Source organism: Vreelandella andesensis (assembly GCF_003989795.1).
Lineage (GTDB): Bacteria > Pseudomonadota > Gammaproteobacteria > Pseudomonadales > Halomonadaceae > Vreelandella > Vreelandella andesensis.
Genome location: NZ_RZHG01000015.1, coordinates 19,721 through 31,937 on the forward strand (window position 1 = coordinate 19,721; position 12,217 = coordinate 31,937).

The window sequence follows — 12,217 nt, forward strand, 5'->3', positions numbered from 1 at the left end:
TCTTATCCCTTTTATTGTTAGCAAGGGCTCATCACTTGGCCCTTCAGCCATTCATTGCCGGCTCCCACCGGAAATGGCTAATTAAAGCAAGCTACTTTACGTTGCATTAATCGTTACTTCGGCAGTCACTGAGTTGCGTATAAAACAGCTGTTATGGGCTTTGCTGTGAATATTGCTAATGGTCTCCTGGTCCGGCACTTTATCGCCACCAAAGGTGATGCGTGGTGATAGCTCAATACGCGTAATTGCCATCCCCTGTTTGCCATTACGTTCCAGATAGCCTTTCGGGTCATCCTGATAGGACGCCACCTGAAAGCCCTGCATTTCGGCAATAGCCAGAAAAAACAGCATATGGCAACTGGAAACGGCACTGATCAGCATCTGTTCTGGGTCAGCACAGTTGGCGTCCCCTTTGAATTCAACCGACGCGGAAACTGCCACCTCCTGATTGCCCTTCAGGCTTACACTGTGGTTACGTGAATAGGTATTAGGTTCGATCGCGTGGGGGGCATGCGTCCAGCTGATGGCGGCTTCATGTACGGACATAACGGCAACTCCTTAATTGTTTTAGTTACTTTCAATGTAAACATAGCGACATGCTAGCCATTGGCAGCCATAGCACCGTGCTCCACCGACAGCTGACGCGTTACGGCTCGCGTCGTATTCAGCAGCAGGCAGGCTATTGTCATCGGGCCGACGCCTCCAGGTACCGGCGAAATGGCACCGGCAACCTGAGAAACCGCTTCAAATGCCACATCACCAACGAGTTTGCGCTTACCCTCGATCTCGATAGCGTTAATACCAACATCAATCACCGTTGCCCCTGGTTTTATCCAGTCAGCGTCTATGAGCTCTCTGCGACCAGCTGCAGCAATAACGATATCAGCATGACGGCATAGGGATTCAATATCCCGAGTACGGGAGTGAACAATGGTGACCGTGCAGTTGGCCTGCAAAAGCAGCATTGCCATTGGCTTACCTACGATGTTGGAGCGGCCGACCACTACCGCATGTTTACCGCTCAAGTCAGGGTGAGCTTGGTGCAGCATGATCATGCAGCCCTGGGGCGTGCATGGCACTAACGTATCGCGTCCGGCAGCGAGCGCCCCAACGTTTAGCGGATGAAAGCCATCAACATCCTTATCGGGATGAATCGAGGCGATGACGGCGTCTTCATCCAGCTGGTCAGGCAAGGGTAGCTGTACCAAAATACCGTGCACTTGAGCGTCATCATTTAGCGCATCAATCAGCTGCGCTAATTCATTCTGGGTCGTGTTGGCATCAAGCAGATACTCTTTGGAACCAATGCCCACCTCTCTGGCACGCTTTATTTTGTTTCTCACATATACTTGGCTAGCAGGGTCTTCACCTACCAAAACCACGGCCAGTGTCGGTACGATGCCATGCTCATCCTTAAGTAACGCAACGTCTGAAGCCACCTGTTGCAACACCTGAGCTGAAAGCGCTTTGCCATCTATTATCTGAGCCATAAGGTTCCCACTGCTGCTATTTGAAAATCACGGTTTTGTCGCTTGATAGAAAAATGCGGCGCTCTGCGTGCAACTTAACGGCACGTGTTAGCGCCATCGTTTCAGTATCGCGGCCTAGCGCAACCAACTCTTCTGGGTAATAGGCGTGGTCGACCGGTTGCACCGATTGTTCGATTATCGGCCCTTCATCTAGGTCAGCAGTCACATAATGTGCCGTGGCACCAATCAACTTGACCCCACGATCAAACGCCTGATGATAAGGTTTGGCCCCTTTAAAACCGGGTAAAAATGAATGATGAATATTAATCGCACGGCCATGGAGCTGATGGCACAGCTGATCAGAGAGAATTTGCATATAACGCGCCAGGATCACTAGCTCAGTGTCTGTCTCGTTGACCAGCTTCATCAGCTCTGCTTCTTGTGCTGGCTTGTTTTCTTGTGTGATGGGCAGATAAACAAAGCGAATACCCTCCCGCTCAGCGATAGGCCGAAGATCTAGATGGTTGGAAACCACTGCGCTAATTTCAATATTCAGCTCGCCTTTACGGTGACGATAAAGAAGATCGAGCAAACAGTGATCAAAGCGGGATACCATTATTAATACCCGCGCTGGGCGATCAGCCTCATACATCTGCCACACCAGGCCAAGCCTATCGGCAAGTTCTACAAATCCTGCTTGTATTTGCGTAAAAGAAGCGCGGGCATTTGGCAGAATATTGAACACGGTACGCATGAAAAACTGCCCGGTAATTTTGTCGTCAAACTGGGACAGCTCGCTGATATTACAGCCATGCTCTGCCAAGTAAGAGGTGACGCCCGCAACAATCCCTGGTCGCGTTTCGCATCTAACCGTTAGCACAAAGTGGTTGGTGTGATCCTGAGTTTTTGTCACAACAGAGAGCCTATATAAATAAATAGTCAGAAATCGCGTTGCTTAGCTTCCTGCTAAAGCGGTCTTTGCTTCGAAGAAAAATTAGCAACATTCGTTTCGCATTTACGCCCATTCTTCACTCGTGGCCGAATCCCGCCGCTAATTTGTGCTGTTCACCACGTTGCTGTTCACCACGTTGCTGTTCGCTATCGGGCACCCATGGTCGTCGTTCATCCAACACGCCAGATTTCTTAATGATGTCGGCAACCGCTGATTCCTGGCGATGCGCCATGACATGAACCCCGCTAACGCCTTGTATCTCCCGCAGCTGTTGAATCATTTCGATACATATCTGCCGCCCCTCTTCCTTCTGATCCTGCGCCCCTTCCAAACGCTTGATCACCGCGTCAGGAATATGCACGCCAGGCACGTGACTACGCATCCAGTTTGCAGCACGAGCCGATGCCAACGGACCAACACCGGGCAAAATAAAGCATTTTTCGAGCAGCCCCAGGTCTCGGGAGCGGGCCATAAACGTTTCAAACTGAGGTAGGTCGAAGCAGTACTGCGTTTGGATGAATTGCGCTCCTGCGGCAATTTTTTTTGCCAACCGATAAGGTCGGAAATCCTGAGGCGGTACAAATGGGTTCTCGGCCGCCCCCAGAAATACCCGAGGCGGATCACTTATTTTGCGCCCGCTAACAAACGTTTTTTTGTCACGCAACCCGACGATGACGTCTAGCAAAGACATGGAATCGAGATCAAACACTGGCTTGGCTTCTGGGTGATCTCCAACCTGCACGCCATCGCCGGTTAAGCACAAAATATTGTTGACCCCCAACGCAGCGGCCCCAAGCACATCGCCTTGAATGGCAATTCGATTTCTATCTCGACAGGAGATCTGCATCACCGTGTCGTAACCCACCCGTGATAACAGCGCGCACATTGCCACGCTCGACATATGGCAGTTGGCGCCAGAGCCATCTGTGGCATTCATGCTATCCACGTAACCGTCAAAGACCCGCGCACGCGCATACACATCTTCTGGGTTCGCCGAGTCGGGAGGAGCCAGTTCACTGGTAACCGCGAAATAGCCAGCTTTTAATACCCGCTCCAGGCGGCTGTTTGAGCTATACGCGGATGCCAGTGTTGCTCGACGACCATCCCCTGTATCGTGATTAATCATCACGTCCCTCCTGCTTATGTTGAGAGGCAGCATCCGTCGCTTGACGTGCCACCCGCAGCCAGGAGGAGCTACCCTGCAGACGGTGATCAATGGGTAACTGCACGGCGTGTATGGCGTCGCCACTTTTCATTTTCTTACTGCCTTCCCAAGCATCTACCCAAACACAGCGCTTTTCGGGCAGCACTTCACAATGACCATTTTGCAGAACGCCGCCACAGGGTCCGTTACGCATGCTTTTAGGGCAATTCATTGGGCAGGACATGCCCGTAGAACTAAGAATACATTGACCGCACATCTTGCAATCGAACAGCAGCTCCTTGGAAAATTTTTCCAACTTACTGACCGGCTTTTCTACACGCGGGTACCCCACCTTGTTCCATAGCGGGGCAAGCTTGATGACCACCGGTTCAAACGTTCGATAAACAACCTCAAAAAACCTGGCGTTGCGCACGACCCAACGACGAATGGAATACATAAAGCGCTCCTGTGACTGCGATGCGAACTTGGGCAACCCCGCCCTTGGTCAGGCGCTGGCATCTATGCAGATACCGCGAGCTGCTTTTTAGGGTCAAAGAAAGGCTTCTCAACAACCACTGCCCGAGCAGGCCCACTCGCGGTAAGAACTTCCAACTCAGTACCGAGCTCGGCGTTCTCAATCGACACCATCGCCAACGCAATATTCTGCTCTAGGCGTGGTGAGTAGACGGCTGAGGTTACCTTACCCACAGTCTCTCCATTTCGCTCAATCGGCCAGAAAGTAGTATTGGGTCTTTTTAGAGGTGCTGCATCGATCCAAAGCCCGACCTGTTTGCGACTCACGCCCTGGGTCTGAATACGCTGCAAAGCGGCTTTGCCAATAAAGTCAGCGGGCATTTCAAGGCTCACCAGACGATCCAATCCCAGCTCAAAAGGATTCGTCTTCATATCAGCATCAGCATGATAGGAAAGCATGCCGCCTTCGACACGTCGGATCGTCGACGTATGGCCAGGCTGCAAACCGAAGGGCTGCCCAGCCGTCATGATGGTTTCCCAGAGTTCATCTCCCCGCGAACCATCACGCAGGTATAGCTCATAGCCCAATTCACTCGACCAGCCGGTACGTGAAACAATCAACGGAATACCATTGATTTCCATTTCATTCAGCCAGTAGTAGCGCATTTCCTTAATACTATCGCCAAACAGCGCATGCATGACGTCACCTGAGCGTGGCCCTTGCAATTGCAAAGGCGACACATCCGGCTCGCTGATCATGACGTCCAGACCAGAGTTAACGGCCAACCCCTGAGCCCAAAGTAGGATGTCACTGTCGGCCAGCGAGATCCAGAAGTGGTTCTCTGCCAGTTTCAGCAGAATCGGGTCATTCAGAATGCCGCCGTCAATATTGGTCATCAGAATATATTTACACTGCCCAACGGCCATGCTGGACAGGTCGCGCGGGGTCATCAGCTGCATGAATTGCGCAGCATCTGGGCCGGTGATTTCTACCTGACGTTCGGCCGCCACGTCACACAAGATGGCACCATTGACTAGGTTCCAGAAATTCTGTTCCGGGTCACCGAAATCACGCGGAATGTACATGTGGTTGTAGACGGAAAAGGCCTTGGCGCCCCAGCGAACGGTCGCGTCGAAATAAGGCGACTTACGGATCTGGGTACCAAAACCAAATTCGTCCTGTTTGTTGATGCTGACCACGGTGTTTAATGTCACGTTTGGCATGCTAACCACCTTATTGTTGTAGTGTTTTAAATACTGGCGAACGATAAAGCGTTCGGTGCATGCACTATAGGGGGACAAGACTTGTCAGCGCGGCCTAAAAAGTCGTTTTGGAAAGTCTGAACAGACCAAGTTTTGATGGCTTTTCAATAGAGGAGGATACGGCTTGTTTAATCGTCGTGTTTGGCGGGACTAATTGACGGGGATATAGGGATAGCAGAACAAAAAACCGTCGTAAAGCTGTCGTTGTCACGGTGCTCAACGGCGCTTATCTATCATCAAACAAGCGAGATTCAACTGGGTCGATTTTACTTCTCTGGTGGTGATATAGGTCATATAACGTTCCACCCCTAGCTCAGCGGCAAGGAGATCATCCATCACCTGCTGAAACGCGGATAAATTGGGGGTCACCACTTTCAAAACATAATCCACCCCACCCCCTGTCGCAATACACTCGATGATTTCATCGACTTGATTGATATAACGCTCAAAGCGCTCAAACGCCGATTTTTGATGTTCCTTAAGGGAAACAGTGACGACCACCTTTGAGGCGTTGGCGATTTGATTGAGTGCAATGTCGGCATGGTAGCCGCGTATAAGCCCCGCCTCCTTTAAACGGGTGTAACGCACCCAGCAAGGCGTCGGAGAAAGGTTGACCAGCTCTGACAGTTTTATTTTGCTGAGCGGCCCATGCTGTTGCAACGCACAAAGAATACGAATGTCAGCGGCATCAATAACTGTTTTTTTCATTGACTTTCAGCTCTACATAATTGGCAGTAATAGCCCGATAGGTGCCAGCACAAAACAACAGCCGCATCCTAGTTTTTTATCACCAACCTCATCGCTAAGTAACTATTGACTCGCCTAGCGACAAGCTATCAATCGATATTATTTTAGCGTCTCTTAACTATATCTTGATCACTCTTTACGACGAAACATGTAAGGTTGACGACAGTGCAGCCACTAACTGGCACTGCAAAACATATAACGACACGGATGAGGCTATGCCAACCCTTTTAGAGGCGCGCTTGCAAGCACTGGAAAGCACTCTGCAACAAGCAAATATCACTTATCAATCACTTTCACCAATGGCGGATACCGGGCTTGCACACGATCATGTGTGGATTCATCGCGACGGCGATGACTGGGTCGCCCGACTCCCCAAACAGAGCCAGATGAACCTGGCACCCGCGGAAAACTTGGCCTATGAAGCCGCGTGCTACGAACGCGCCAGCCAGGGCGGACATATGCCGTGCCTGCATGGCATTTTACCCGTGTGCGACGCCCTGCCCCGCGGCGGATTATTGGTGGAGGCCATTGAAGGCCGGCTGGCGCAGCTGCCGGAAGATTTACCGCGTATCGCCGAGGCGCTGGCCAGCTTGCACCAGTTGCCGTTGCCAAGCCAATCCGCCCCGCTGCTGGCTCCCAGTGATCCGTGGCAGGCCATGCGCGAAGAAATTAACCGCCAAGCCGAATGGCTGGAAAAGGCCGATTTAAGCGTCGATGTCATTGCCCGTGTCCGCGATGAACTAGAAGCACTACCTGCCACGCTGCCCGATACTCAGCGCTGCCTGATTAGCTTCGATACGCATCCCGGCAACTTTTTAATCACTGAAGAGGGTCGCGCGATTCTGGTAGATCTGGAGAAATGTCGCTATGGCCTACCGGGTATCGATTTAGCTCACACCTCGCTTTACACCTCGACCACCTGGGACCTTAACAGCCAGGCAGTGCTAACCCTGGATGAAGTCGCCTCTTTTTATCAACGTTGGCAAGCACGAATGAGCCAAATGCAAAAGGGCGAAACACCGAGCGCGGAAACACTGATCGCCTGCCGTCGTGCCACCTGGTTATGGTCGCTGACCTGGTGTGCTAAGTGGCGCGCTCAACATCTAAACCGCCAGGATGCCGAGCGGCGTGGTGAAGATTGGTCGGCAGAACTCACCGATGCTGCCGTCATTGCCCATGTCCGCGACCGGGTCGAGCACTATTTATCTCTGCCTATTATTCAGCATGTTCATAATGAACTTATCGGCCTAAAAGCGTCTCTATAAGTCGTTGATTCTTCGAGGTGTACAATGAAACCACGCGCTACCTTAGCGGCGGCTGTCGCCACCGTAATGCTATCACTGGCGCTACCCGTCGCCGCTGCCCCGGCTCCAGGTGATTGGGATGCCGTATTAGACGCCGCCGAGGGACAAACCGTTTACTGGAATGCCTGGGCGGGCGAAGAGCGTACTAACGCCTACATCAGCTGGGTGGCAGAGCAAGTCGATGCCCTCTACGGCGTAGAGTTGGTTCACGTTAAACTGGGTGATACCTCTGAAGCCGTGTCCCGGGTGCTGGCTGAGAAGCAAGCCGGCAACGATGATCAAGGCAGCGTCGATATGATCTGGATTAATGGCGAGAATTTTGCCGCCATGAAAGCCAACGAGCTGCTGTTTGGCCCCTGGGCGGATTCGTTGCCTAATTACGCGCTCACTGATCCTGACAACACGCCTGCCGTTCGCTACGACTGGACCATTCCAGTCGACGGTTTGGAGTCTCCTTGGAGCAGCTCCCAAGTAGTGTTCTATTACGACACTGCACTGGTTGAAGACCACCCCGACAACATGCCGGCACTGCTTGAGTGGGCTGCACAACATCCCGGTGAATTTACCTATCCTCAGGTACCCAACTTTCTGGGCAATGCGTTTATTACTCAGGCCCTGCTCGAGCTAAGCGACACCACGGATCTGTTTTACAAACCCATGCAGGAAGAAGATTTCGATGCCGCGACGGCACCGCTATGGGAATTTCTCGATCAGCTACACCCTCACCTGTGGCGTTCAGGACGTGCGTTTCCCTCCAATAGCGCTGACCTGCGTAGCCTGATGAGCGATAGCGAAATCAGCATTGCGCTTTCGTTCAGCACCACTGAAGCCTCTGGCGCCATCGCTAACTACGAGCTCCCCAAAACAGTAAGAAGCTACGTTCATGATAGCGGCATGATTGGCAACATGAGCTTTATGGCCATTCCTTACAACGCCCAACACAAGGCCGGGGCCATGGTGGTCGCCAACTACCTGATGTCGCCTGAAGCCCAGGCGGAAAAGCAGGATCCAGCGGTATGGGGCAGCAATACGGTCCTGTCCATGAAAATGCTCTCACCCGACGAGCGCGCACTCTTTGATGGTATTGACCTGGGGATCGCAACACTGCCGCCTGATGAACTGGGCGAGGTGCTGGGGCAGCCGCATCCAAGCTGGGTAGACGCCATTGTTGAGGCGTGGCAAGAACGCTACGTGAACTAGTCAATGTTACTGCGTTTAGCGCCCTGGGTAATGATAGCGTTACTCACCGTGCCTTTGGCGGCAGGGCTCACCATGGTCCTGCTGCCTGCCTTTGGCTATCTGCCGGTGCTCGGGGGAAATACGTTTCATCTGGAGGCATGGCAAGACCTGTGGGCGCGCGCTGGCCTAGGGCACTCCGTATGGCTGAGCTACGCCAGCGGCCTGATCACGACACTGGTGGCGCTGTTTATCGTGGTGCTGTTTCTGGCTGCCAGCCAAGGCACCTGGATTGACCGTACTATCCGGCGAATGGTCTCACCGCTACTGGCCATTCCCCATGCTGCCGTGGCGTTTGGTCTCGCTTTTTTAATTGCGCCTTCCGGCTTGCTGGTGCGCTGGGTCTCTCCTGGGCTCACTGGGTGGGAACGCCCACCCGACCTGCTTATCATCAACGACCCGTCAGGCCTTGCGCTCATGGCTGGCCTGATACTCAAGGAAGTCCCTTTTTTGCTATTGATGAGCCTGGCAGCGCTGCCCCAGTTGCGCCCTGATTCACGTGTTGTTTTGGCACGTTCGCTGGGCTACGCGCCCGGCATTGCCTGGCTTAAATGCGTTTTCCCTGCGCTTTACCCCTTGATTCGTTTGCCGGTTTACGCCGTGATTGCCTATGCCACCTCGGTGGTGGATATGGCATTGATTCTGGGCCCGACACTGCCGCCAACACTCAGCGTTTCAATTCTCAACTGGTTTAACGACCCCGATTTAAGCCGCCGTTTTATGGCATCTGCCGGTGCCGTGCTGCAGCTTGGCGTTACCCTGGCGGCGCTGCTTAGCTGGTGGATCGGCGAACAAGCAGTCAAGTGCCTGAGCCAGCGATGGCTGACCAACGGCGCACGCTCATCAGGGTCAACGGCGATTGCCGTTGGCGGGCGGGCGCTACTGATCACCGTCACCCTGCTGGCGATAAGCGCCCTTTTCGGGCTGGCGCTGTTTTCGGTGGCCGGGTTCTGGCGTTTTCCAGACGCCTTGCCAGGCACGTTTACGCTCGATCATTGGCAGCGTATTCTGCCCAGCGTGGCGACCCCGTTAATCAATACGCTAAGCGTTGGGCTCACCGCAACGCTTATCGCTTGCGTACTGGTGGTGGCAACATTAGAGCATGCCGCGCGTCATCATCTCGCCGCACGGCGCGTTCAGTGGCTGCTTTATTTACCGCTCATTGTGCCGCAGGTGGCCTTCCTGTTTGGCCTGGTGGTCGCCGCGGAAAGCATTGCCATTCGGCCGCAACACGCCCTGGTGGTCGCAACGCACCTGCTGTTTGTCATACCGTATCTGTATTTATCGCTATCAGAGGCCTACCGGCGGCTGGACCCGCGCTGGGGTCAGGTGGCGCTGTCCCTGGGAGTCTCACCCTGGCGCGCTTTCTGGCAAGTGCGCTTGCCGCTGTTACTGGCCCCGTTACTCACCGCCTGCGCCGTAAGCCTGGCGGTCAGCATCGGGCAGTATCTGCCAACCCTGCTGCTCGGCGGTGGGCGTGTTCCCACAATTACCACTGAAGCCGTTGCCATGGCGTCTGGCGGCAATCGCAGGCTAGTGGCGGTGCTGGCTCTTCTTCAGGCGCTGCTGCCCTTTATTGGCTTTAGTCTGGCGCTCTTGATTCCCCGCTTTGTGTGGGCAAAACGCCGCCAGATGCGAGGAGCTGCATGACCCCCAACCTCCAAACGCTGCACATCAAACAGCTGAAACTCACCCTGGCAGGCGACACCCTGCTGGCAATGCACCGGGACATAGCGCCTGGTGAAGTATTAACCGTGATGGGCCCTTCCGGCTCGGGTAAGTCCACCTTGCTGGCCTATCTCGCCGGTTTTTTATCGCCGGCGTTTCAGGCTCAGGGTGAGCTCTATCTTGGCGATAAACGCCTGGACACGCTGCCTGCCGAACATCGCGGCATTGGCCTGCTGTTTCAGGACCCCATGCTGTTTCCACATCTAAGCGTGGGCGGCAACCTGCACTTTGGCTTACCCCGCCGCGCTCGGGATAAAAATGCGCAGGTCGCCAAAGCGCTGGAACAGATCGGCCTGGCGGGCTTTGAAACCCGCGACCCAGCAACGCTTTCCGGCGGGCAGCAGTCCCGAGTGGCGCTCATGCGTCTGCTGCTGTCCAGGCCTCGCGCCGTGCTACTCGATGAGCCGTTTTCAAAACTGGATACCGCGCTGCGCCAGGAAATGCGCGCGCTGGTGTTCGGCCAGTTACGGGAAGCAGGCCTACCCACCCTGCTGGTCACCCACGATGAAGCCGATGCAGCAGCTGCCGGGGGGCCGATTGTTGTCCTCGAGTAATCCTGCACCCCGCCTCAGCCTTATCATGCCGATGCTGAATGAGGCCGCGGGCATCCAGGCGGCGCTGACGCTGCTGCAGCCGCTACGCGAGACAGGCGTGGAAATCATTTTGGTGGATGGCGGCAGTAGCGATGAAAGCGTGGCGCTGGCCACAGGGCTTGCGGACAGGATATTGATCAGCGAGCCGGGCCGGGCACGCCAGATGAACCTGGGCGCACAACACGCACACTCACCGGTGCTGCTGTTTCTGCACGCGGATACTCAACTGCCGCCAGGGGCTGAGAACGCGGCTATCAACAGCGTGCTTGACGCATTGAAAACGCGGCACTGGGGGCGTTTTGATATTCGCCTGGCGGGGAAAAGCCGCTGGCTACCGGTTATTAGCCAGCTGATGAACCTGCGCTCGCGGTTGAGCGGCATCGCCACCGGCGACCAGGCAATTTTCGTGCGCCGCGACACGTTTTTCGCAGCCGGTAGCTTTCCTGATCAGCCGCTGATGGAAGATATCGAGCTCAGCAAAAGATTAAAAAATATTGAACCTCCTGCCAGCCTGGCTACCCAAGTGGTCAGCTCTGGCAGGCGCTGGGATCAATTCGGCGCCTTTCCAACCATCTGCCTGATGTGGCGGCTACGCTACCGCTACTGGCGCGGCGTTAACGCGACCCAACTGGCCAAGGAGTATCGAAATGCCCGTTAAGCCACCCGTGCAGCCTCATTTACATCTGCTGGCCAAAGCGCCACTGCCTGGGCAGGCGAAAACACGCTTAATTCCTTGCCTGGGGCCAGAAGGTGCGGCCCAAGCCCACGACAGCATGGTTCGCCACTGCGTTGCCACCGCCTGCCAAGCGCTGGGGGCGCAGCACGTCACCCTATGGACCTCCCTAGAGCATCAGCATCCGCTATTTCTGGAGCTACAAGCTCGCTACGGGATATCGCTTGCCGCCCAGCAGCAGGGCGATGTAGGAATGCGCGTTCGTCACGCACTGAATAGTAGCCAAGGGCCAGCAATGGTAATGGGCACTGATTGCCCTAGCATTACCGTTGCCATGCTTAAACAGTGCAGTGCGGCGCTTGAAAATGTGCCCGTGGTTATTTTACCCGCCGAAGACGGCGGCTATGGATTGATCGGCACTCATGACGACCACCCCAGTCTGTTTGAGAATATTCCCTGGGGAACTGAGCAAGTCCTCAACGTCACTCGCCAGCGGCTTGCTGCACTGGCCCTGGAAACTACTTTTCCGGCGACTATGTGGGATATTGATCGGCCAGAAGACTGGCAGCGCTGGCAACAAACCCTTAAATACACGTCTACGGCGTAAGGAATTCACCTTGTACGCCACTATTAC

At 54.5% G+C, this 12,217-nt stretch carries 13 protein-coding genes; 6 read left to right on the forward strand and 7 right to left on the reverse strand.

Features of this window, described 5'->3' with window-relative positions; genetic code table 11:
• Positions 1–96: 96 nt before the first annotated feature.
• From ELY33_RS07410 to ELY33_RS07440, 7 genes are all read right to left on the reverse strand, one after another.
• The gene (locus ELY33_RS07410) at positions 97–546 is read right to left on the reverse strand and encodes an OsmC family protein (protein WP_126946200.1); all 450 of its coding nucleotides are present in this window, start codon (positions 544–546) and stop codon (positions 97–99) included.
• Between the two features lie 53 nt (positions 547–599).
• Complete coding sequence (gene folD, locus ELY33_RS07415; RefSeq protein WP_126946203.1) at positions 600–1,490, reverse strand: bifunctional methylenetetrahydrofolate dehydrogenase/methenyltetrahydrofolate cyclohydrolase FolD; 891 nt, start codon at positions 1,488–1,490, stop codon at positions 600–602.
• Between the two features lie 16 nt (positions 1,491–1,506).
• On the reverse strand, positions 1,507–2,382 hold the full coding sequence (gene purU, locus ELY33_RS07420; protein ID WP_244208580.1) for a formyltetrahydrofolate deformylase: 876 nt from the start codon (positions 2,380–2,382) through the stop codon (positions 1,507–1,509).
• 115 nt (positions 2,383–2,497) lie between these two features.
• On the reverse strand, positions 2,498–3,547 hold the full coding sequence (locus ELY33_RS07425; RefSeq protein ID WP_126946206.1) for a methylenetetrahydrofolate reductase: 1,050 nt from the start codon (positions 3,545–3,547) through the stop codon (positions 2,498–2,500).
• Entirely contained in the window at positions 3,540–4,022 is a 483-nt protein-coding gene (locus ELY33_RS07430) for a methylenetetrahydrofolate reductase C-terminal domain-containing protein (protein WP_126946209.1), read from the reverse strand. Before ELY33_RS07430 ends, ELY33_RS07425 begins: the two co-directional genes overlap by 8 nt.
• Before the next feature lie 62 nt (positions 4,023–4,084).
• A complete protein-coding gene (locus tag ELY33_RS07435) occupies positions 4,085–5,263 on the reverse strand; it encodes a glycine cleavage T C-terminal barrel domain-containing protein (protein ID WP_208644217.1) in 1,179 nt (392 codons plus the stop codon).
• A gap of 255 nt (positions 5,264–5,518) precedes the next feature.
• Positions 5,519–6,010 (reverse strand): Lrp/AsnC family transcriptional regulator, encoded by a 492-nt coding sequence (locus ELY33_RS07440; RefSeq protein WP_126946212.1) that lies wholly within the window; start codon positions 6,008–6,010, stop codon positions 5,519–5,521.
• A 254-nt stretch (positions 6,011–6,264) separates the two neighbouring features.
• Here ELY33_RS07440 and ELY33_RS07445 point away from each other — a divergent pair, with 254 nt between their 5' ends.
• From ELY33_RS07445 to ELY33_RS07470, 6 genes are read left to right on the forward strand one after another with little or no spacing between them, the layout of a single operon-like run.
• Complete coding sequence (locus ELY33_RS07445; RefSeq protein ID WP_126946215.1) at positions 6,265–7,314, forward strand: aminoglycoside phosphotransferase family protein; 1,050 nt, start codon at positions 6,265–6,267, stop codon at positions 7,312–7,314.
• A 24-nt stretch (positions 7,315–7,338) separates the two neighbouring features.
• Positions 7,339–8,553: an ABC transporter substrate-binding protein gene (locus tag ELY33_RS07450; protein ID WP_126946218.1), complete on the forward strand. Its 1,215-nt coding sequence runs from the start codon at positions 7,339–7,341 to the stop codon at positions 8,551–8,553.
• Positions 8,554–8,556: 3 nt separating this feature from the next.
• A complete protein-coding gene (locus ELY33_RS07455) occupies positions 8,557–10,239 on the forward strand; it encodes an ABC transporter permease (protein ID WP_126946221.1) in 1,683 nt (560 codons plus the stop codon).
• Positions 10,236–10,871 carry an ATP-binding cassette domain-containing protein gene (locus ELY33_RS07460; protein ID WP_126946224.1) on the forward strand — a complete coding sequence of 212 codons (636 nt, stop codon included), beginning with the start codon at positions 10,236–10,238 and terminating at the stop codon, positions 10,869–10,871. The genes ELY33_RS07455 and ELY33_RS07460 overlap by 4 nt, the downstream gene beginning before the upstream one ends.
• Positions 10,858–11,568 (forward strand): TIGR04283 family arsenosugar biosynthesis glycosyltransferase, encoded by a 711-nt coding sequence (locus ELY33_RS07465; protein WP_422822287.1) that lies wholly within the window; start codon positions 10,858–10,860, stop codon positions 11,566–11,568. Before ELY33_RS07460 ends, ELY33_RS07465 begins: the two co-directional genes overlap by 14 nt.
• Positions 11,558–12,190: a TIGR04282 family arsenosugar biosynthesis glycosyltransferase gene (locus tag ELY33_RS07470; RefSeq protein WP_126946230.1), complete on the forward strand. Its 633-nt coding sequence runs from the start codon at positions 11,558–11,560 to the stop codon at positions 12,188–12,190. Before ELY33_RS07465 ends, ELY33_RS07470 begins: the two co-directional genes overlap by 11 nt.
• Positions 12,191–12,217 lie beyond the last annotated feature (27 nt).

Bases quoted from the DNA above. Each gene is read 5' to 3' on its own strand.
- ELY33_RS07410 (WP_126946200.1), bottom strand. From the start codon at position 546: ATGTCCGTACATGAAGCCGCCATCAGCTGGACGCATGCCCCCCACGCG.
- folD (WP_126946203.1), bottom strand. From the start codon at position 1,490: ATGGCTCAGATAATAGATGGCAAAGCGCTTTCAGCTCAGGTGTTGCAA.
- ELY33_RS07425 (WP_126946206.1), bottom strand. From the start codon at position 3,547: ATGATTAATCACGATACAGGGGATGGTCGTCGAGCAACACTGGCATCC.
- ELY33_RS07430 (WP_126946209.1), bottom strand. From the start codon at position 4,022: ATGTATTCCATTCGTCGTTGGGTCGTGCGCAACGCCAGGTTTTTTGAG.
- ELY33_RS07435 (WP_208644217.1), bottom strand. From the start codon at position 5,263: ATGCCAAACGTGACATTAAACACCGTGGTCAGCATCAACAAACAGGAC.
- ELY33_RS07440 (WP_126946212.1), bottom strand. From the start codon at position 6,010: ATGAAAAAAACAGTTATTGATGCCGCTGACATTCGTATTCTTTGTGCG.
- ELY33_RS07445 (WP_126946215.1), top strand. From the start codon at position 6,265: ATGCCAACCCTTTTAGAGGCGCGCTTGCAAGCACTGGAAAGCACTCTG.
- ELY33_RS07450 (WP_126946218.1), top strand. From the start codon at position 7,339: ATGAAACCACGCGCTACCTTAGCGGCGGCTGTCGCCACCGTAATGCTA.
- ELY33_RS07455 (WP_126946221.1), top strand. From the start codon at position 8,557: ATGTTACTGCGTTTAGCGCCCTGGGTAATGATAGCGTTACTCACCGTG.
- ELY33_RS07460 (WP_126946224.1), top strand. From the start codon at position 10,236: ATGACCCCCAACCTCCAAACGCTGCACATCAAACAGCTGAAACTCACC.
- ELY33_RS07470 (WP_126946230.1), top strand. From the start codon at position 11,558: ATGCCCGTTAAGCCACCCGTGCAGCCTCATTTACATCTGCTGGCCAAA.